We start from the raw sequence: 19,123 nt of genomic DNA, 5'->3' as shown, positions 1-19,123 counted from the left end.
TATCGCAAACGGTGAACAATCGCCTCCAAAAGCGTCCCGATTTTGCCGGAGGGGTTGAGCTTAATAAACTGAAATCATTGCATAAATTTCACTAAGATTGCTGCGCTGCAATATGCATTGTCTATAATATAAGGAAATTCTGCAAAGCCGACGCGACTGGCAATCCCAAAAGGCATTCCCTACTTCGGGGTGGTCCGAGCGACGCGAAATTCCTCCCAAGGGCACGCCACTAGACGGACAGGACAGATAAATACTGGAGTAAAGAAAATGACCAAGATCGCTCTTACCGCCGCCGCCATCCTCGTCGCCACGGGCGCCGCTTTCGCTGGCAGCGACAACTTCGACCGGGACCACGCCAATCAATCCGCCGTCGCAGTCGACCAACCGGTTGCCAGCCAGTCGTCCTCGAACGTCGACACCACCTATACCGGTTCGATTGTGAAGTCTTTGAAGACACAGGGCGACGCCAATGCCAACGTGCCGGCTCAGTCGGGCCAGGGCATCTGGGGCCGTTAATTCCTCCAATCCCCGGAAAACGACAAAGAACGGTGGGCCTGGCCCGCCGCTCTTGTTTTTGTGCATGCGGGTGTGCCGATTGCAATCGAACCGATCGGTTCAAGTTATGTTGACGAACCGTGAACGGACGGTCGACGCTGGCTCGATGAATCGCCACAACGTGCAATGCTGACTTCCAATAACCATGTGATATTCATCAATAAAATCTTTGACGCTTGATCCCTTGGCCAAAATTCAAGGTCTGGATTCGGCGCGTGATGGAACATCTTCGTGATTGGAAGTCGGCGAACGAAAAACCCACTTCCAGCCTGTCCGAGCGACGCGAAATTCCTCGCAAGGGCACGCCACTAGACGGACAGAACTTAGGAATACTGGAGTCAGAAAATGACCAAGATCGCACTTACCGCTGCTGCCATCCTCGTCGCCACGGGCACTGCTTTTGCCGGCAGCGACCATTATGGTTCGGACAACGTCAACCAGCCGGCCATCACAGCGCCTGCTGGCAACATCGATCAAAGCCACACGGCTTCGATCCGCAAGCCGGTCGAGCATCACGGCTTCAAGCTGACGCCCGATTCAGTCCAGCCGGAATCCGGCCAGGGGATCTGGGGCAACTAAGCCAACGCTCAAGCAGGCTTCGATAACAAAGAGCGGTGGGTTTGACCCGCCGCTCTTGTTTTTTGCGCAACAGGGCAGGCATCGGTTTCAAGCAGGAGGTCTTCGCAGTCGGCTGAAAAGCTCCGCCTCCGGGAACAAAACCAGACGGCCTGGGGTCTTATTCCTGCGGAGCCGTCCTCCCAAGACGCCGCCCAACGGATGAGACAGGAGATTGAAATGAACAAGATCGCTATCGCTATAACCGCCATTTTCGTTGCGACCGGCGGCGCCCTTGCCGGCAGTGACCATTATGGCTCCGACAATGCCAACCAGCCGGTTGCCCCGATCGCCGGCGTGGATCATGCCGCCACCGGCGCGGTAAAGGACACGGATATGGCCGGGCGCAAGGCAGCCGATACCAGGATGAAGACCACCACCGACTGGCCGGAACCCGGCCAGGGTATCTGGGGCAACTGAGGTCTCGGGCGCGGCGGGCTTGCCCGCCGCATGCCCGGCAGGACTGCTAGCTCAGATCCTTCGGGCGCAGGCAATGCGTCAGTCGTGCCGTCGAAAGGCCAGACCAGTCGCTGTCGAAGACAAAGCGCGCGATGGCTGCCGTGGGGAACTTTTCCTCGAGCCTCTTGTGGGCTTTGGTCTCCGAGCCGGATCCGGCAAGCTGTTTCGCCAGATCCTCCAGGCCCGGATTGTGGCCAACCACCACCAGGCAGCGGCTTGATGGGTTGACTTCGCGAATCTGGCTCAGAATATCCGCCGCCGAAGCCTCGTAGAGCGCTTCGGCAAACACGACCCGGGGATGTGCCGGCAGTTCCGCGGCGACCAGCCGCCATGTGTCGCGGGTGCGCAGAGCCGACGACACCAGCGCCAGATCCGGCAGCCAGTCGCGCGCCGCAAGCTCCCGCCCCACCAATTTGGCCGCCTTCAATCCGCGTGCGGCCAGCGGCCGGTCGAAATCGTCGAGATCAGGGTCGTCCCAGCTCGATTTGGCGTGGCGCAGGAGAAGAAGCTGTTTCATCAATTTGCGTCCGACCAGGGAATGTCGGCATGAAAGTCCTTGCCATATCCACCGCCGTGCCTCGTGCCGGCTTCGACATCGAAGGCCGCCAACAACTGGCCATGGATGAATAGGCCGACACGCCGTTCACCGTTGTCCCACTTAACGATGACGTCGGTTTCGGCCATCGACCAGGCTCCGGATCGAATGTGTATTATTCCGACGATTGGCCCGACGGTTTTGCTCTGCATCTCACAAAGGTAAAAATATGCTGTGGCGTTTTGAGGGTCCGCTGCCTCGTCATATTCGAAAACGCCTGCCAGGTCGCCTTTCGTCTGGATCGCAGTGTCGAAAACGTCCATTGGCCTCGGCTCAGGGCGTAATCCGCGCCAGATGCTCCAGATCGGCTTCTTCGCGCAGCGGATCGGGCGCCATCACCACCGAGGTGGCGTTGTCGGCATCGTCGGCAAAGTGGGCGAGCACCGTGCGCCCGGCCTCCATGCGCGCCTTGCCTTCGGCGACCAGGCCCAGCGCCAGCGGATAAAGCCGGTGCTCGGCCTTCAGCACCCGGGCAGCCAGCGTATCGGCATTGTCGCCGACCATCACCGGCACGGCCGCCTGGGCGATGATCGGCCCGTCGTCCATCTCCGACGTGACGAAATGCACCGTGCAGCCATGGATGCGCAGGCCGGCGGCCAGCGCGCGCGCATGGGTGTCGAGGCCCTTGAATGCCGGCAGCAGGGCAGGGTGGATGTTGATCATCCGGCCCTGCCATTTCTGGACGAAGCCGGAGGAGAGGATGCGCATGTAGCCGGCCAGGGCCACGATCTCGGCATTGAAGGCGGTGAGTGCCGCGTCGATCGCCGCGTCATGCGCCTGCTTGCTGCCATGGTTGGCGCGGGCAATGACCTGCGTGGCGATGCCGCGCGCCTTGGCGATGCCGAGGCCCGCGGCGTCGGCCTTGTCTGAAATCACGCCGACGATCTCGGCTGGGAAGGCCGGGTCGCTGGCCGCCGCGATCAGCGCGGTCATGTTGGAGCCGCGCCCCGAGATCAGGACGACAGTGCGTTTTCTCTGCGTGCTCATAGGCCGATCGAGCCCCGATAGATGACGCCGGCATCGCGGCGCGGCACGATGCGGCCTATCGGCGTCACCGTCTCGCCGGCTTCCTGCAGCACGGCGGCGACTTGCGCCGCCTGGCCGGAGGCGACCGCCAGGATCATGCCGACGCCGCAATTGAAGGTGCGCATCATCTCTTCCGGCGCCACGCCGCCGGTCTTGGCCAGCCACGAGAACACCGCCGGCACGTCTATGGCTTCCAGGTCGAGCTCGGCCGAAAAATCCTTGGGCAGCACGCGCGGAATGTTTTCCGGGAAACCGCCGCCGGTGATGTGCGCCAGCGCCTTGATGCCATGCGTGTTGCGGATCGCCTTGAGGATCGACTTGACATAGATGCGGGTCGGTTCGAGCAACGCCTCGGCCAGCGTCGCCTCGTCGTTGAACGGCGCCGGATCGTCCCACGCCAGGCCGCTGGCGGCGACGATGCGGCGCACCAGCGAAAAACCGTTCGAATGCAGGCCCGAGGAAGCGAGGCCCAAAAGCACGTCGCCTTCGACGATGTCGTCGGTGGGCAAAAGCTGGCCGCGTTCGGCCGCGCCCACGGCAAAGCCGGCGAGATCATAGTCCCTGCCGTGATACATGCCGGGCATTTCCGCCGTCTCGCCGCCGATCAGCGCGCAGCCGGCCTGCCGGCAGCCTTCGGCAATGCCGCCGACGATAGCCGCACCTTGGTCGGGGTCGAGCTTGCCGGTGGCGAAATAGTCGAGGAAGAACAGCGGTTCGGCGCCCTGCACGACGATGTCGTTGACGCACATGGCGACGAGATCGATGCCGATCGTGTCGTGCTTGCCGGCGTCGATGGCGATCTTGAGCTTGGTGCCGACACCATCATTGGCGGCGACCAGCACAGGATCGGTAAAGCCCGCCGCCTTGAGGTCGAACAACCCGCCGAACCCGCCGATCTCGCCATCCGCACCCGGCCGGCGCGTGGCACGCACCAGCGGCTTGATCTTCTCGACCATGAGATTGCCGGCATCGATATCGACGCCGGCCTCGGCATAGGTGAGCCCGTTTCTGCGCTTGCTCGTTTTGGCCTGGCCCGTTTTGGGCTGGCTTGTGTCGCGCTTGCTCATCGCAATTTTCCTGCTCGTTTGCGGGCTCTTCGCATGAACGGTTTCGGTCCGCAAGGATAACGACGGAGCCGAGCGCCATTTGACCTGACAAAAGCGTGGATAGAATGGCATAGGATTGTGGCTCGCGCCTGGAACGAACCGTCCCTTGTGGCGGCTCTCCATCTGCTGCATCTATCTCCAAACAGCGCATGGCGGGACAATGAGTTGCATCCCCAATCTGATCACCATCCTGCGCCTTCTCCTGGTGCCTGCCGTGGTGCTGGCCATGCTGCAGGCCCGCTGGGACTGGGCCTTTGCCGGCCTCGTCATCGCCGGCGTCTCGGATGGCGTCGACGGCTTCATCGCCCGCCGTTTCAACCAGCAGTCCGAACTCGGCGCCTATCTGGATCCGATGGCCGACAAGCTGCTTCTGGTTTCGGTGTTCGTCGTCATGGGCTTTGTCGGGCAATTGCCGCTGTGGCTGGTCGTCACCATGGTGTCGCGCGATGCGCTGATCGTCTGCGCGGTCCTGTTGTCCACGGTGATGGCGCATCCGGTCGAGATAAAGCCGTTCCTGGTGTCGAAGGCCAATACCGCGATCCAGATCGTGCTGGCGGCGGTCGTGCTGGGCGAGCTCGCCTTTGCCTTTCACCTCGACCCTCTGCGGCCAGCCCTCATATTGCTGTCCGGGGTCTTGACCGTGGCTTCGGCCGCAGCCTATCTCGTGGCTTGGCTGAGGCATATGAGCGGCTATGGCGAAGGCTCCAATCCGGACATCTGAGAAAGAAGCGGCGGTGATCGAGGCCGCGGCTGCCGATCTTGTCGCGGCCTCCGCGTTCCGCCGGCAGATCTCCTTCTGGGTGGCCGGCGTCGCCGGACTTGCGTTGTTCCTCTATGTATTCAGCGCCATCCTGCTGCCCTTCGTCGCCGGCATGGTGCTTGCCTACTTCCTCGATCCGGTCGCCGACCGGCTGCAGCGGCTTGGCCTGTCGCGTTTCATGGCGACGGTGGTCATCCTGATCACCTTCCTCATCGTCCTGGTGCTGGCCTTTGTCATCCTCATTCCGGTCTTGGCGACGCAGATGGCCGATTTCGCCGGCAAACTGCCGGAATACCTGACCCGACTGCAGAGCCTGATCACCTCCTTTGATCCGAAATGGCTGGAGCAGAAATTCGGCGTCAACGCCAATGGCTTGCGCGATGGCCTGAATTCGCTGCTGACCTCGGGTTTCGGCCTGCTCACCACGGTCTTCACCTCGATCTGGAGTTCGGGCGTGGCGCTGGTCTCGGTGATCAGCCTGTTCGTGGTGACGCCGGTGGTTGCCTTCTACATGCTGCTCGACTGGGACCGCATGGTGGCGGTCATCGACAGCTGGGTGCCGCGCGACAACGTCGCGACCGTGCGCGCCATTGCGCGCGACATCAACACCGCGACCGCCGGTTTCGTGCGCGGCCAGGGCACGCTCTGCCTGGTGCTCGGCGCCATGTATGCCACCGGTCTGACGCTGACGGGGCTGAATTTCGCCATCCTGATCGGCCTGTTCGCCGGGCTGATCTCGTTCATCCCCTACGTCGGCTCGCTGACCGGGCTGGTGCTGGCGGTCGGCGTCGCTTTCGTGCAGTTCTGGCCGGACTGGACGATGATCGTCGCCGTCGCCGTGGTCTTCTTCATCGGCCAGTTCATCGAAGGCAACATCCTGCAGCCCAGGCTGGTCGGCAAAAGCGTCGGCCTGCATCCGGTGTGGCTGATGTTTGCCCTGTTTGCCTTCGGCGCGCTGTTCGGTTTTGTCGGTCTGCTGATTGCCGTGCCGGCTTCCGCCGCCGTCGCCGTTCTGGTGCGCTTCGCCATCGCCCGCTATCTCGAATCGCCGCTTTACAAGGGCCACGCGACAGAGGCCGCGCCGCCGCTGCCGGCAGATCGTGGCGACGGCCACCGCACCCAGCCACGTCGCTCGAAGTGACCGCCCCGCGAACCGATCCGCCGCGCCAGCTGCCGCTCGATCTCGGCCACGGCACAGGCCATTCGCGCGACGAACTCGTCGTCTCCGGCACCAACAACCAGGCGGCGGCACTGGTCGACCGCTGGCCGGACTGGCCCTCGCCTGTGGTGGTGCTGGCAGGTCCAGCCGGCTCCGGCAAAACGCATCTGGCCGCCATCTGGCGTACGCGCGCCAACGCGGTCGCGGTCGACGCCCGGCGCATCGGCGACAGCATCGCCAGTCTGGGCGCCCGGCCGGCGCTGATCGACGATGTCGATGCCGGCGCGGTCGACGAACAAGGCCTGTTCCATCTGATCAATGCGGTGCGCGGCGCCGGCTCGACGCTGCTGTTGACCGCACGGCGTTTTCCCTCGGCCTGGGGCGTGGCGCTGCCGGATCTGGCCTCGCGGCTGAAGGCGGCGGCGACGGTCGAGATCCATGAGCCCGACGACCTCCTGCTCGCCGGCGTCATCACCAAGCTGTTCGCCGACCGCCAGGTCGAGGTCGAACCGCATGTCGTGCAATATCTGGTGCGGCGCATCGAGCGCTCGCTGGCGACAGCCATGCGTGTGGTCGAGCGGCTGGACCGCACCGCGCTCGAGCGCAAGATGCCGATCACGCGGGCGCTCGCCGCCGAAACGGTCAGCGCGATGGATGAGGGGCAGGGCGCGTTCGAGATTTAGGCTGCAGGTGCTCCGGAATGGTGCAGCCCTTCTACCTTCGTGGCAACCTCGTGCAATGTCGCCATCAGCCTGTTGATTTGCGACAGGGTGGTGGTCATTTCGGGGCCGTATCGCGCTACCAAATATTCTCTGTTTCCGGTCAGTTGGGACAGGTGATGTGTCGTGCGCTTCCGCAGGACGAGCCCAGAAACAAGGGCTTTTTCGGTGCGAGCAGCGAAATCATGCTGCAGGCTGCGAACCGCTTTCGGGTCCGATCCTGATAGCAGGAGTCGTGCATTGAGATAGAGTTCAATCGCATGAAGCGCAGCGAAACGGCACGGCACGAGGGAAAGTGGATTTCGCTTGCGATGATGTGCCTGAAGACTGACCGCCGCATTTCTGAATTCACTTGCAAGCCTTAGTATTTGTTCGGCCGTCGCCTCTTCACCAGGATAAGAATTACCCATTATACTCCCCCGATTTGGGTCCCGTCATTCTTATTGATGGTACAAGGCGGGGCGTTAGTCAAAATCAAGCGTGGCTATGGAAACAACAAACCAATAGTTAGGAAACTGTCCCATTTCGGGAAAAAGAACTGGCATCCATCTTGCTGCACCAGCTTGCCGGCTGACCCCGGTCCTGATTGCGTTCCAAATCAGGTTGTAGGCTCGCCGGGATTGAGTTTGGGGTTCTCGCCCGGCGAGCTTGCCTTCAACTGTTCTTAGGACCCGATCTATCCACGACCGACATAGAAAGCGCGCTCCGGGCTTGAAGTCGGGCGGAGTGGGGGCGCTCATTCAGCAGGACTGGACCGGCGCGCGTATCGTTGCATGGAAAGCCGGAGCGCGTATCGCCCGATCAACGGCACGCGGCGGCCGTGGTTCAGGCTCTCGTGGCGGGCGAGGGCGCCTGGATCGCACCAGCTATGAAGAGGATGGTCGGAGTGGAGAGATTCGAACTCCCGACCCTCTGGTCCCAAACCAGATGCGCTACCAGCCTGCGCTACACTCCGAACGGTCTGTTGCCTATTCATTTCGGTGTTACATGGCAAGAGCAAAAACCTTGCCGCCATGCGCATTGCGCAGTAATGACGGGCGGAGGGGCGGCGATGCTGCCTTGCACAACCATGAGGTGGCCATGTCCGCGCGCATTTTCAGCCCAGCCAAAACCGCGATGCAATCCGGCAAGGCCAAGACCGGCCATTGGGTGCTGGAATTCGACCCCGAGATGCGCAAGAAGATCGACCCCTTGATGGGCTATACGACGTCGGGAGACATGAGAAGCCAGATCAGGCTGACCTTCGACACGCGCGAAGAGGCCGTGGCCTACGCCGAAAAGGAAGGGCTTGCCTTCCGTGTCGAGGAGCCCAAAGAGACCAAGCGCCGCCAGATTTCCTATGCGGAGAATTTCCGCTATGACCGCAGGACGCCCTGGACGCATTGAACGGCGCCAGCGCCAGATATCCAGCCGGCCGCTTTGGCCGGCCAGCGGTCCCGTAGCTCAGCTGGATAGAGCACCGGCCTTCTAAGCCGATGGTCACAGGTTCGAATCCTGTCGGGATCGCCAATAAATCGATGATTTTACGAGGTTATTTCCTTCCTGTTGAAGGCGTGTCGGTTCGCTTTCTGCCGCGCCGGCACGGTGCAGGCTCGCGCTAAGAAATGACCGGCGGGAACCTGACGCTTGCCGGCGCGTTGCATCGCATGCTCAAGAAGATCGCCTTCGCCGCCGTGCTGTTCCAGGTTGCCGTTTTCTCGGCTCTGATAACGCAGACGGTTCTTTTCTCATCGACGGTCACCCAAGCCGCCGACGTACAGCGCAGCGAACCCGTTGCCACCGCCGACAAGGAATGCGCCGCCGCGAGGTGGCCGAACATTCAGGGTCGGTGTCTGGAGCGGGTTGAGGCGCGCAACTCCACCGTGACGATGGTGCTGACGGCCGGCCAATAGGGCAAAGCTGCGTGGGCGACCCGGAATTATTTCGTGATCCGCCGAAGTTGGAACCTTAGCCCACATCAGGCGTTCGGGGCCTTGTATTCGCGGAGCCTCATAAAAGGCAATGTGCGGGCTGGCGAACGGGCGGGACAAACAGGCGCGGGTTGGGGGAGGAGAAAACGAGGCCATGTCGAAACGCGAAATTGGAACGTCCCCCGCCTTGGGGCGGCGTATCGCTCAACTCAGAGCCAGAATGCAGGATGCCGAAATTTCCGATCATGAGATGAAGACCTTCCACAAGGTCGCGGCGATCATGGGGGCGGGCGACGGGTCCCTACAACTGGATGCCGACGACCTGATCGCGGCATCCTTCGTTGTCGAAGCAAGTGGACCGGCACCGAACCATTGACGTTCTGAATTCCCCGCATCGCGCGAAATTTAGTCGGCGGGCTTGCGTTCACCGCCGGGGCACGGCGGTCCATTGGGCGAGCATGCTCCGGCTCCCTGATCTCGAATTGAAGGGAAAGTCTTATCAATTTGTTTGCGTTGGCGCGTCACAGTAGCGACGGCTAACGGAGTGGAATGGGATGAAGTTCGACCTGTCGTCGACCAGCTGGGGCAGGGTGATCGCTGTCACCGCCGCCGGCACGGTATTCTTCATTGCCGTGGCATTTTTCGTCGATTCCTTCAATTTCCCCTATCTCTCGCCCGAGGCCGTCTGGCGCGCGCAAATGACGGACCTCATGCTGCCCCTGGTGCTGGGCGGGTCGTTTCTGTTTTTTCTCATGTGGAAGATCCGCCAGCTGGCGATAGCTCAGCGCGACCTCAGCGTCATCGCCGCCACCGACAGTCTGACGGCGGTGCTGAATCGGGGCGCCTTCTCGATGCTGGTCGAGGCCTATATCGAGGACACCCGCAAGCAGGAACGGACACGTTCCGGCGCGCTGCTGATCATCGACGCCGACCACTTCAAGTCTATCAACGACCGCCTCGGCCATGACTGTGGCGACCAGGCGCTCAAGCTGATCGCGCAGGCGATCAAGGGACAGCTGCGCGGCAGCGATATCGTCGGCCGCATCGGCGGCGAGGAGTTTGGCGTGTTTCTTCCCGGTGTCGACCCCTCGCAATCCTGGCTGGTTGCCGAAGGCATCCGCCGGCGAATTCGCGAAATGGACTTTTCGCCCGGCGGCCGCGCCTGTCCGCTTTCCGTCAGTATCGGCGGCACCAGCTTCAGCGGGCCGACGACTTACGAGGCCATATTCTCAGCCGCAGACAGACGGCTTTATGCCGCCAAGTCGAATGGCCGCGATCAGGTCAGTTTCGACCCGGCGGAAGCCGCCCTGGTGTCTCAGTCCAGCGCCGCCACGGTGCATTGACCGCAGCCTTGCTGCGCGTGAAGGCTGAGGTCGACGCTTCCTTGACGCCGTCTTGCCGGTGTGCTTCCTCCGGCTAAGGTGATGTATTGGGCGTCGCCAGAGACATTTCTGCTTTCTTGATCTCCTCGGTCTCCCGGGCTACCCGCGCAGTCACGACCTGTTTCGGTGCCGGCGAACGAGTGGCGGGATGGCCCGGGCCAGGCAAGCGCGGCGATCATGATCCATTTGTTCAACGGCTTTCAGAACCCGTTTGGCGGCAGCGAGCGCGAAACCCTGGACCTGTATCGGCTGTTGAGTGCCGACCGGCAGGTGTGTCTTTGGGCAATCTCTTCGCGCGTGTCCGACGAACTCATGCGGCAATTTCCGATTCGCCGCGTCTCGCCGACAAAGCGCGAGGTGCCGGACGGCGGCACCTATGTCTTCCTCGGCGCGCATTGGCGCAACAAAATCTGGCCTTACCTGATCCGGCGGCCACGCCGGCTGATCTATGTCTTCAACACCTTTCACCCGAAGATCATCGGGCTGACGACCGGCATGCCGCGCCTGCTGGGCTGGCCCGACGCCGAATTGGTGCTGATCTCGGAATTCCAGAAGCGCATGCTGCATGTCGAAGGCGTCGTGCATCCGTCGCCGATCGATATCGGGCGTTTCTCACCACGACCGGCGAGGCCGGACGGCCCGTTCACGGTGGGGCGGCTGAGCCGCGACACGGCGGACAAGCATCATGCCGACGATGTGGCGCTCTACGAGGCCTTGCTGGCCGATGGCGTTGCGGTGCGGATCCAGGGCGGCATGTCGCTGAAGGACAGGCTCGCGCCGCATCCGCAACTCGAACTCCTGCCGCAGGGCCAGTTTGCCGCCGAGCAGTTCTTGCCGACGCTCGACGTCTTCTACTATCGCACCGGCACGCATGTGGAGACATTCGGCCGCGTGGTGTTCGAGGCGATGGCTTGCGGTTTGCCCGTGGTCTGCCATGCGCATGGCGGCTATGCCGACCATATCGGCCATGGCGAAAACGGTTTTCTGTTCGAGACGACGCAACAGGCGGCGCGCATCCTGGCCGAGCTCAAGGCCGATCCGGCGCTGCGGACTAACGTGGGCCACAAAGCGCGGCAGACCGTCGAGCGACTGTTTTCGCCGCAGGCATTGCAACAGCGGCTGGATTTCTATCGGCGTTAGCGCTACCGCCCCGTTTGTCGTCAATCTCGACATCGTTAAAGTTGACGTGCAAAAGAACCACCGGGCGGACCGCATCGGCGCCACCAGATCGAGCGGGGCTTCTTACCAATGACGTTGATGGGCGCGGCGGCTCTGCTGATCCTGGTCCTGACCTATGCCGGCGTCGCCATCGGCCGCATCCCCGGTTTGCGTCTTGACCGGGCAGGCATCGCGCTGCTTGGCGGCGCCGCGATGATCGCTATTGGCGCGATCAGCATGGAGGACGCCTACCGCGCCATCAATTTCGACACGATCACGCTTCTGCTCGGCATGATGATCGTGGTGGCGCATCTGAAGGTCTCCGGCGCCTTTCGCGGCCTGGGCGCCATCGCCATCGAACACGCGCACGCGCCCTTCATGCTCCTGATGATGGTGACGCTGCTGACCGGCGTGCTGTCGGCCTTCCTGGTCAACGACGCAATCTGCCTGGTCATGGCGCCGATCGTCGTCCACGTCACCCGCGTCATCAATCGCAATCCGATCCCCTATCTGATCGCCACCGCCACCGCCTCGAACTGCGGCAGCGTCGCCACCATCACCGGCAATCCGCAGAACATGGTCATCGGCGCGCTGTCGGGCATTTCCTATCCCGCTTTTTCGGCGGCGCTGGCGCCGGTCGCCCTGTTCGGCCTCGTCGCGGTCATCGTCATCGTGCGCATCGTCTATCGCGCCGAATTCACCCGCACCGCCGAATTGACGCCGCACGTCTCGCGCGGCCGCATGCATCGCGGGCAGGTGCTGAAGGCCGTGATCGTCTGCATCGGACTGGCCATCGCCTTCTTCGCCGGCGTCCCCGTTGCCAAGGCGGCATTGATCGGCGGTGCCATTCTCCTGCTCACCCGCGCCATCAAGCCGGACCGCATCTACCGTGAGATCGATGGCCCGCTGCTGTTCATGTTCGCCGGTCTGTTCGTGGTGATCGCCGGCGCCGAGAGGACCTTGCTGACGCCAGATCTCATCGTCTCGGCCAAGAATCTCGGCCTCGACGACGTCTGGCGCCTGTCCGGCTTCACCGCGGTGCTCTCCAACATCATGAGCAATGTTCCGGCGGTGCTGGCGCTGCGGCCGTTCATACCTGGGCTGGAAAACCCCGAACGGGCTTGGCTGGTGGTGGCGATGAGTTCAACGCTCGCCGGCAATTTCACGCTGCTCGGCTCGGTCGCCAACCTGATCGTCGCCGAGCAGTCCAAGGCTGCCGGCACGCCCTTGTCGTTCGGTACCTTCTTCAAGGTCGGCCTGCCGCTGACGCTGATCACGCTCGTCGCCGGCACGGCATGGCTGGCCTTCGGGTTCTAGCGGGAGTGGCAAAAGCGGTGACGGATACGAATCAAGTCGAAAGCGGCGATCTGATCCGACGTGCGGTGGCCGCTTTCAATTCCGGCAATCACGGCCAGGCAATGCAGCTGTGCGAATTAGGCCTGAAGCAACACCCGAATGATCCGGCGCTTTGCCATCTTCTGGCGGCGATCCTGTTCGCCAGGGCGGATTTGTCGGGAGCTCGCTCGCGCATCGAGACGAGTCTGGCCGCTCATGCGGATAATGTGCCCGCTTTGATTCTGGCATGCAGGATTGCTCGGGCCGACGGCCGGTTCGAAGCAGCGATGCAACAGCTGGATCGCGCGGCAAAGCTGTCATCACAGGCGGAAATACTGATCGAGCGGGCACGTACCCTCGATCAGGCAGGCAATGCTTTGGCCGCGGGCGAATGGTGGACACTTGTCTTGCAACGGGATCCGAAATCCGAGGAGGCTGCGGCGCGCCTCGGACGCCTTGCCTGGCAACGCGGTGCGTCAGTCGAGGCAGAGGGCTTCCTCGAACGCGCCGTCGCCGGCGGCGGGCATCCTTCTGCCTGGTTTGATCTCGGGTTGGTGCGTCAGGACATGCGCAAGTTCGGTGCCGCCGCCCAGGCCTATCGACGCGTGCTGGAGATGAGCCCCGATACCCCGGAGGCTGCCGTCAATCTGGGTGTCGTCTTGCAGGAAACTGGTGATCTCGAAGGGGCGATGCTGGCGTATTCAACGGCCTATCGTCTGCGCCCATCCACGTTCGGCGTCATCGCCATGGCGCTTACATCGGCGCCGAGTGGTCGGCTGTGGCTTGATGAGGAAGCACTGCGCCGGTCACTCGCCAGTGGAGCGCCCCCGCCGGGCGCGGAACCGCTTGCGGTAGACACCCGGCGTTGAAAGGACATTAGCGACCGTGCGCGCATAAGACGCCTGCCGTTCTTCGTCGAACACCTGGTATTCCAGCTGCGGCGCCGCCCGCGGAACCGCAAAGCACTGTGCGACCGGGGTTCCTTTCCCGAGCACACCGGAGAACCCAGGTTCCGTCCAGACCGCCGGGAAATTGATGCCGCCATCGCTGAACCGGTCGGAATCCACCAGCCCAGTCACCAGCCTGAAAGGAAGATCCTCGCGATTGATCGGATGCGTCGCGAACAGCGACCAGCCTTCCTCGACCTCGATGGTCCAGAAGCTGTTGAATTTGAGGGCGGCTTGGCCGGGCGTAGCAAACGGGCTGCCGGCGAGCTGCCCCGGCGTGTGGAAGCTCAATGGCGCTCTGGGGTGGTTTTGCGTGACCGGTTCTGGAATTTGCCAGTCCCACGAAAAGGTGCCCTTGTCGACGACGACGTCGCACGGCAGCAGGACCATGAAGCCATAGGTCATCGCATCGACAACGGGTGGGCATTGCTTGAGCGTGCGAATGTCGCGGCCGTGGATCGCCGAATAGGCGGTGGCGGGCATCGCGCGCAGCCATTCCGGCAGAGCGCCGCGCGCCGGGATCGGGCGCGGCAAATGCTCGATCAACATTGGATCACATCGAAAGATGATACGCATCACCGCCTCCCTGGCATTGCGATACCATGCTTGCCGGCTGCGTTCCAAGCCGCGGGTTGGTCAGCCCTTGTTCCGCGATCTGGCCCGGACAAGCGTCGCCGCTGCTCGTCCTGCCGCCTCGATGTAATCGGGATTGCGGTGGACCAGCATGATCGAAAAGGAGCCATCGATCAAAAGCACGATTTCGCGCGCCACCGCCTGCGGCTCCTCGACGCCGAGGTCGGACAACGCGCCGGCCAGCCATGCCTCGAAATTTGACTTGTGGCGTGATCCGACCTTGATCGCCGGATGGCCGGGCATCGAAGCGAGTTCCGCGGCCGTGCGCAGGAAACCGCATCCCTTCCATTTCGGGTGGTGCGCAACCCGCGCCAGATTGCTGAAGATCGCCTCGGTCTTGCGGTCCGCGCCGCCTTCGGCGGCATCGAACCAGCCGGCCATTTGCCGCAGATTGGGCTGGTCGCGCGCGTCGAGATAGGCGGCGATGAGGTCGTCCTTGCTCTTGAAGTGGTAGTAGAGCGTCCGCTTGGTGAGGCCCGCCTTTTCGGCAATCGCGTCGACGCTGACGCGGCCGATTCCCTCGGCATAGAACAGCTTCGTCGCGGCGTCGACGATGCGTTTGCGGGTCGGGCTGACGGCTTCGGGCATGAGCGATGTATACCGCCTAGTGAATATACACGCAATCGAAAGCGTGATCCCTTTCCGTCGTATCTGGAAAGGAAGAACAATGGCCGATCTTGTCTTGAACGAGACCCGCGACGGGGTAAGCGTCCTCACCCTCAACCGCCCGGAAAAGCTCAATGCGCTGAACTACGCCCTGATCGATCGCCTGCTCGCGATCCTCGACACGATAGAGACCGACAATGCGGTCCGCGCCGTCATCCTGACCGGGGCCGGCGAACGCGCCTTCTCCGCCGGCGGCGATATCGGCGAATTCTCATTGAGTGTCGCCGCAGGCACGGATGTGGCGCTGCGCGACTTCGTCCTGCGCGGCCAGCGACTGACGGCAAGGCTCGAAGCCTTCCGCAAACCCATCATCGCCGCCGTCAACGGGATTGCCTTCGGCGGAGGCTGCGAGATCACCGAGGCCGTGCCGCTGGCCATCGCCAGCGACCGCGCCCTGTTCGCCAAGCCTGAGATCAATCTCGCAATGCCGCCGACCTTCGGCGGCACGCAGCGCCTGCCGCGGCTTGCCGGGCGCAAGCGCGCGCTGGAACTGCTTTTGACGGGCGCAACCTTTTCGGCTGAACGAGCGGCCGAACTCGGCCTCGTCAACAAGATTGTGCCGCATGCCGAGCTGATGCCGGCAGCGCACGATCTTGCCCGCCGCATCGTCACGCATTCGCCGGCGGCGCTCGCCGGCATTCTTACCGCGGTGGCGCGCGGCATCAACCTCAGCATAGCCGAAGGGCTGTTGGTCGAGGCCGAGCAGTTCGCCCGCATGGTCCCGACCGTCGATCTCAGGGAAGGCCTTGCCGCCTGGATCGAGCGGCGCAGGCCCAGCTATGACGGCTCCTGGACGCACATCACAGGGCCGGACGAGGCAAGGCGCGCCTCGCCGCGGCTCGACCAGGTTGCGGGGCAGGCCAAAGCGTCGCGATGAGGCGTCATGTCGGGGGACAGCGTCGCTGCCTGACGGCCATCACTTCGCCCTGACGATGCACCCCAACTGCCCCGGCACTTTCAAAGCGCTGCTCTTGCCGCCCTCGAAGTCGCCTGCCGATCGGCGAGCGCTGGCGCGGTTCGTCTGCAGCGAGGATTTCTCACATGTGAAAGCCTGCGAGGGCCTGCACGCTGGCGGCTGTGCGCCGCCAGCCCGCGATGGCATCACGGCGCCACGTTCATCTGGCCCCTCATGTTGGGGTGGAAGCGGCAGAAATAGTCGACCGCTCCAGCAGCCTTCAGTGTCAGGCTCGCCGATTTCTTCGGCGGGATCATCACCTCCCAGCCGCCCCTGACGGTGGCCGTGTGGGCAACCACGTCCTTGTTCACCCACTCGATCGTGTCGCCGACCTTCGCCTCGACGGTTGCCGGGGAAAAGACGAGCTTGTCGATGGTGACCTCTATGGTTGCGGCCGCCACCGGCGCCGTCATAAGCGCCAGAGCGGCCAGCCACGGCAGACGGATCAAGACGCCCGCCTTCATTTCAGCATGCCGGCGACATGTTCGGCGTGCTGCTCATGCCCCTGGAAGATCTTGAGGCCGGTCTCGAGCAGGCTCTTCAGTTCGGCATTGCTGGCAGAAGGGATGAGCAGCGTTTCGAGCGCGCTGTCGACCTGCTTGTGATAGGCGACTTCATTCTCGATATAGGCCTTGTCGAAAGCGGCGCCCTTCAGCTTGGCGAGCTTGGCGCGTTCTTGTTCAGCCGCCTTGGTCAGCGCCTGGCTGGTGGCGTTGTCCTCGGGCTTCACCTTGAGCTTCTTGACCAGATCGAGCGCCTGCTTGTTCACCGCCTCATGGTCGCGCTCCATGTCCTTGGCGAACGCGACGACCTCCTTGTTCTTCGATGTCTTGATCGCTTGCTTGGCCGCCTCGATGTCGAGGACGCCGGCTGTGTAGGCGATATGGGCGATCTGCGGGTCGGTCGGCTTGTCGGCGGCCTGCGCGAACGGAGCAGCGCTGACGAAAAGCACGGCGGCAAGGGCGGCGGTATATCGGGTGAACATGGCATCCTCCTTCGCCCGGCCGCAAGGAAGCGCCGGGCTTACATTTCCAGTTGACGCCGATTGGATGCGCGGCCGGGAGAAACGTTCCCGCAAAATCGCGACGGGATCATTCGAAGCCCAGCCGTGCCATAACGGCCTTGGTCAAACGCTCGCAGCGGCGGCCGGCGAAGGGGAAGGCGTCGAGCAGGACTGGGCCGATCTCATCGTCCAGCGCCTTGCGCAACAGGCTACGCGCCCGGTGCAGCCTTGTCTTGACGGTCTCCGGCCGCACGCCCAGCAGATCGGCGGTTTCCTCCATGCTCAGGCCCTCGATGACGCGGGCCACGAAGACCATGCGGTAGATGTCAGGCAGGCTGTCGGTCGCCCGTTCGATAAGTGCGAGAATCTGCCGCTGCGCCATCGTTCGCTCTGGGTCGTCGTTGGGGTTGAGGGGAAAGCGGATGATTTGCGCTTCCGGATTTTCGGGCATCGCCACGGTGCGGCGCCTCTTGCGCAGGCGGCCGAGTGCTTCGTTGATGACGATGCGCGACAGCCAGGTGGCAAGCGAAGAGTCGCCGCGAAATGCCGCCAGATTGGCGAAGGCGTGGACATAGGCCTCCTGGACGACGTCCTCGGCTTCGGCGTCGTTGCGCAGTATGCCGCGCGCGATGCGGTAGAGCCGCTGGTTGTATGTCTTGATGATAGTGCGGAAGGCGCCTGCGTCGCGCGCCAGGGCTCGCTGTACAAGCAGCATGTCGCCGGACAGAGCCTCGGCCACCCCGGGCATTTTGACGGGTATTGCGAGCTTGCTCATCGCGACCGGATCTCCCCGAACAGACGCTTGACTGCACGTTCGATGCGCCCGCCGGAAAAAGGTTCCCGGATTTCGGCAACCTGGCTCCGCTATTCTAGATCAGTTCACCGTTTTTACGGAAACGGCGAACTGCGCACACACACTTTTCCTGGAGTTGCTCTAAGCCGCCGCCAGTCCTTTGTCTGCGGCCTGCACGCGCGCTGCCGCCGCCAGCAGGTCGGTCTGGGTGATCAGGCCGAGAATGCGCCGCTCATCGTCGACGATGACCACGGCGTGGCTGCGGCCGTCGGTCAGTACGGGAAGCAGGCTCATCGCCGGTGTCTCGGGCGAAGCGGTGCCGGCCTTCGATATCACGCCCTTCACCGTATCGGTCGTCTTCGTCAGCTCGCGCAGGCCGACGGCGCCAACCAGCCGGGCATCCGCGTCGACTACCGGCAAGGTGCGGATGTTGTGATCGAGCAGTTGCTGGCGCGCCTCGTCGGCGGTGGCCTGCTCGGGCACCGAAACCACGTCGCGGGACATGATGTCCCGGCAAAGCAGCGTCCGGTGTGAGCGCACCATGGCCTGCAGCTCGACTTGCCTCAGGAGCCGTTCGAGGTCGTTGCGGTCGATGTCGAAGGTTTCGTCGAGCGTGGTCAGCGCCGCGTCGATATCCTCGGGCCGGAAGCCGACGCGCTGCTGCGCCGGCGGATCGGCCGTCCCATGGCTGTTGGCCGCGGGGGCGGCGACATGCGGGTAGTTGCGCCGCGCCAGCCTGTGGAAAAGCAGGCCGAGCGTGACCAGGATGATCGAATTCAGGGCCACCGGCACGAACGGAAACAGGAAGCCGGCGCTGACTACCGCCGGCCCGCCGAGCACCGCCGTCAGCGCCGCCGCGCCACCGGGCGGATGCAGGCAGCGCGCGAACGACATGGCCGCGATGGCGAGCGCCACGGCGAGGCCCGAGGCCATGACCGGATCATGGATGAAATGCGCCACCGTCACACCCACCAGCGCCGATATGGAGTTGCCGCCGATGATCGACCAGGGCTGCGCCAACGGGCTGGCGGGCACGGCGAAGAGAAGCACGGCGGAGGCGCCCATCGGCGCCACCAGCAGGGCCACATGCGGGCCGCCGCCCATTGCCAGCCCGCTGATCACGCCGGTCAGCGCGATGCCGATCGTGGCGCCGATACAGGCCAGCAGCCGCTCTCGCAGCGTCGCGCCGGCAAGGATGGGGACAAAAAGACGAAAGGCCATGGCAGGGTTGTGACCAATAGGATTGGACGAGGGTACCAGTGCAGCACGCAATGCGACCGAACCCACGGATTTGAAAGCCAAACAAATCCCGAAAGCAGCGGCCTGGGAGAATAGTATTGCGCGACG

25 protein-coding genes and 2 tRNA genes are annotated in these 19,123 nt (G+C 63.2%); 15 read left to right on the top strand and 12 right to left on the bottom strand.

The features are described from left to right. Window positions 1-267 precede the first annotated feature (267 nt). The 3 genes from FJ546_RS08195 (at window position 268) to FJ546_RS08185 (ending at window position 1,590) form a co-directional block, all read left to right on the top strand. On the top strand, window positions 268-516 hold the full coding sequence (locus FJ546_RS08195) for a DUF680 domain-containing protein (RefSeq protein ID WP_140888856.1): 249 nt from the start codon (window positions 268-270) through the stop codon (window positions 514-516). Between the two features lie 384 nt (window positions 517-900). Continuing rightward, complete coding sequence (locus tag FJ546_RS08190; RefSeq protein ID WP_140888855.1) at window positions 901-1,134, top strand: DUF680 domain-containing protein; 234 nt, start codon at window positions 901-903, stop codon at window positions 1,132-1,134. Window positions 1,135-1,350: 216 nt separating this feature from the next. Next, window positions 1,351-1,590: a DUF680 domain-containing protein gene (locus FJ546_RS08185; protein WP_140888854.1), complete on the top strand. Its 240-nt coding sequence runs from the start codon at window positions 1,351-1,353 to the stop codon at window positions 1,588-1,590. Between the two features lie 46 nt (window positions 1,591-1,636). On the opposite strand, the gene FJ546_RS08180 is transcribed toward FJ546_RS08185, so the two are convergent. Genes FJ546_RS08180 through purM form a run of 4 tightly spaced genes read right to left on the bottom strand, consistent with a single transcriptional unit; the run spans window position 1,637 to window position 4,317 of the window. Beyond that, a complete protein-coding gene (locus FJ546_RS08180) occupies window positions 1,637-2,146 on the bottom strand; it encodes a histidine phosphatase family protein (protein ID WP_140888853.1) in 510 nt (169 codons plus the stop codon). Further along, a complete protein-coding gene (locus FJ546_RS08175; RefSeq protein ID WP_140888852.1) occupies window positions 2,146-2,487 on the bottom strand; it encodes a hypothetical protein in 342 nt (113 codons plus the stop codon). The genes FJ546_RS08180 and FJ546_RS08175 overlap by 1 nt, the downstream gene beginning before the upstream one ends. A 10-nt stretch (window positions 2,488-2,497) precedes the next feature. Then, on the bottom strand, window positions 2,498-3,211 hold the full coding sequence (gene purN, locus FJ546_RS08170) for a phosphoribosylglycinamide formyltransferase (RefSeq protein ID WP_140888851.1): 714 nt from the start codon (window positions 3,209-3,211) through the stop codon (window positions 2,498-2,500). Then, window positions 3,208-4,317, bottom strand: a complete 1,110-nt coding sequence (purM, locus tag FJ546_RS08165) for a phosphoribosylformylglycinamidine cyclo-ligase (RefSeq protein ID WP_140888850.1) — start codon at window positions 4,315-4,317, stop codon at window positions 3,208-3,210. Before purM ends, purN begins: the two co-directional genes overlap by 4 nt. 199 nt (window positions 4,318-4,516) lie before the next feature. Here purM and FJ546_RS08160 point away from each other — a divergent pair, with 199 nt between their 5' ends. From FJ546_RS08160 to hdaA, 3 genes are read left to right on the top strand one after another with little or no spacing between them, the layout of a single operon-like run. Further along, window positions 4,517-5,077 carry a CDP-alcohol phosphatidyltransferase family protein gene (locus tag FJ546_RS08160; RefSeq protein WP_140888849.1) on the top strand — a complete coding sequence of 187 codons (561 nt, stop codon included), beginning with the start codon at window positions 4,517-4,519 and terminating at the stop codon, window positions 5,075-5,077. After that, window positions 5,049-6,257, top strand: a complete 1,209-nt coding sequence (locus FJ546_RS08155) for an AI-2E family transporter (RefSeq protein WP_140888848.1) — start codon at window positions 5,049-5,051, stop codon at window positions 6,255-6,257. The genes FJ546_RS08160 and FJ546_RS08155 overlap by 29 nt, the downstream gene beginning before the upstream one ends. Further along, window positions 6,254-6,958, top strand: a complete 705-nt coding sequence (hdaA, locus tag FJ546_RS08150) for a DnaA regulatory inactivator HdaA (RefSeq protein WP_140888847.1) — start codon at window positions 6,254-6,256, stop codon at window positions 6,956-6,958. The genes FJ546_RS08155 and hdaA overlap by 4 nt, the downstream gene beginning before the upstream one ends. Here hdaA and FJ546_RS08145 read toward each other — a convergent pair. Both FJ546_RS08145 and FJ546_RS08140 read right to left on the bottom strand, forming a co-directional pair. Beyond that, a complete protein-coding gene (locus tag FJ546_RS08145) occupies window positions 6,955-7,404 on the bottom strand; it encodes a hypothetical protein (RefSeq protein WP_140888846.1) in 450 nt (149 codons plus the stop codon). The genes hdaA and FJ546_RS08145 overlap by 4 nt on opposite strands. 468 nt (window positions 7,405-7,872) lie before the next feature. Beyond that, window positions 7,873-7,949 (bottom strand) — tRNA-Pro (locus FJ546_RS08140). A 125-nt stretch (window positions 7,950-8,074) separates the two neighbouring features. Here FJ546_RS08140 and FJ546_RS08135 point away from each other — a divergent pair. From FJ546_RS08135 to FJ546_RS08100, 8 genes are all read left to right on the top strand, one after another. Continuing rightward, window positions 8,075-8,380 carry an ETC complex I subunit gene (locus FJ546_RS08135; RefSeq protein WP_015318428.1) on the top strand — a complete coding sequence of 102 codons (306 nt, stop codon included), beginning with the start codon at window positions 8,075-8,077 and terminating at the stop codon, window positions 8,378-8,380. Window positions 8,381-8,426: 46 nt separating this feature from the next. Continuing rightward, window positions 8,427-8,503 (top strand) — tRNA-Arg (locus FJ546_RS08130). Between the two features lie 95 nt (window positions 8,504-8,598). Continuing rightward, window positions 8,599-8,886, top strand: a complete 288-nt coding sequence (locus tag FJ546_RS08125) for a hypothetical protein (RefSeq protein WP_140888845.1) — start codon at window positions 8,599-8,601, stop codon at window positions 8,884-8,886. Between the two features lie 172 nt (window positions 8,887-9,058). Further along, the gene (locus tag FJ546_RS08120; protein ID WP_140888844.1) at window positions 9,059-9,280 is read left to right on the top strand and encodes a hypothetical protein; all 222 of its coding nucleotides are present in this window, start codon (window positions 9,059-9,061) and stop codon (window positions 9,278-9,280) included. A gap of 178 nt (window positions 9,281-9,458) precedes the next feature. Further along, the gene (locus FJ546_RS08115) at window positions 9,459-10,247 is read left to right on the top strand and encodes a GGDEF domain-containing protein (RefSeq protein ID WP_140888843.1); all 789 of its coding nucleotides are present in this window, start codon (window positions 9,459-9,461) and stop codon (window positions 10,245-10,247) included. A 216-nt stretch (window positions 10,248-10,463) separates the two neighbouring features. Beyond that, entirely contained in the window at window positions 10,464-11,426 is a 963-nt protein-coding gene (locus FJ546_RS08110; protein ID WP_140888842.1) for a glycosyltransferase family 4 protein, read from the top strand. A gap of 108 nt (window positions 11,427-11,534) precedes the next feature. After that, the gene (locus FJ546_RS08105; protein WP_140888841.1) at window positions 11,535-12,761 is read left to right on the top strand and encodes an anion transporter; all 1,227 of its coding nucleotides are present in this window, start codon (window positions 11,535-11,537) and stop codon (window positions 12,759-12,761) included. A gap of 17 nt (window positions 12,762-12,778) precedes the next feature. Then, window positions 12,779-13,648: a tetratricopeptide repeat protein gene (locus FJ546_RS08100; RefSeq protein ID WP_140888840.1), complete on the top strand. Its 870-nt coding sequence runs from the start codon at window positions 12,779-12,781 to the stop codon at window positions 13,646-13,648. Here the strand turns inward: FJ546_RS08100 and FJ546_RS08095 are convergent. Together FJ546_RS08095 and FJ546_RS08090 are read right to left on the bottom strand one after the other, a co-directional pair. Continuing rightward, window positions 13,586-14,302, bottom strand: a complete 717-nt coding sequence (locus FJ546_RS08095) for a hypothetical protein (protein ID WP_140888839.1) — start codon at window positions 14,300-14,302, stop codon at window positions 13,586-13,588. The genes FJ546_RS08100 and FJ546_RS08095 overlap by 63 nt on opposite strands. Before the next feature lie 60 nt (window positions 14,303-14,362). Then, complete coding sequence (locus FJ546_RS08090) at window positions 14,363-14,947, bottom strand: TetR/AcrR family transcriptional regulator (RefSeq protein ID WP_140888838.1); 585 nt, start codon at window positions 14,945-14,947, stop codon at window positions 14,363-14,365. A 79-nt stretch (window positions 14,948-15,026) separates the two neighbouring features. Between FJ546_RS08090 and FJ546_RS08085 the strand changes: the two genes are divergently transcribed. Further along, window positions 15,027-15,902 (top strand): crotonase/enoyl-CoA hydratase family protein, encoded by an 876-nt coding sequence (locus FJ546_RS08085; RefSeq protein ID WP_140888837.1) that lies wholly within the window; start codon window positions 15,027-15,029, stop codon window positions 15,900-15,902. A 224-nt stretch (window positions 15,903-16,126) separates the two neighbouring features. Here FJ546_RS08085 and FJ546_RS08075 read toward each other — a convergent pair whose 3' ends face one another. The 4 genes from FJ546_RS08075 to FJ546_RS08060 all read right to left on the bottom strand — a co-directional run bounded on the left by FJ546_RS08075 (window position 16,127) and on the right by FJ546_RS08060 (window position 18,997). Then, complete coding sequence (locus FJ546_RS08075) at window positions 16,127-16,444, bottom strand: cupredoxin family copper-binding protein (RefSeq protein ID WP_140888835.1); 318 nt, start codon at window positions 16,442-16,444, stop codon at window positions 16,127-16,129. Beyond that, window positions 16,441-16,965: a DUF4142 domain-containing protein gene (locus tag FJ546_RS08070; protein WP_140888834.1), complete on the bottom strand. Its 525-nt coding sequence runs from the start codon at window positions 16,963-16,965 to the stop codon at window positions 16,441-16,443. Before FJ546_RS08070 ends, FJ546_RS08075 begins: the two co-directional genes overlap by 4 nt. Window positions 16,966-17,071: 106 nt before the next feature. Further along, entirely contained in the window at window positions 17,072-17,758 is a 687-nt protein-coding gene (locus FJ546_RS08065) for an RNA polymerase sigma factor (protein WP_181167853.1), read from the bottom strand. 159 nt (window positions 17,759-17,917) lie between these two features. After that, window positions 17,918-18,997 carry an HPP family protein gene (locus tag FJ546_RS08060; RefSeq protein WP_140888833.1) on the bottom strand — a complete coding sequence of 360 codons (1,080 nt, stop codon included), beginning with the start codon at window positions 18,995-18,997 and terminating at the stop codon, window positions 17,918-17,920. Window positions 18,998-19,123 lie beyond the last annotated feature (126 nt).

Source organism: Mesorhizobium sp. B2-4-19 (assembly GCF_006441315.1).
In the GTDB taxonomy this organism is placed as follows: domain Bacteria; phylum Pseudomonadota; class Alphaproteobacteria; order Rhizobiales; family Rhizobiaceae; genus Mesorhizobium.
The sequence above is the reverse complement of the archived record's forward strand: the minus strand, read 5'-3'. Positions and strand labels throughout refer to the sequence as shown.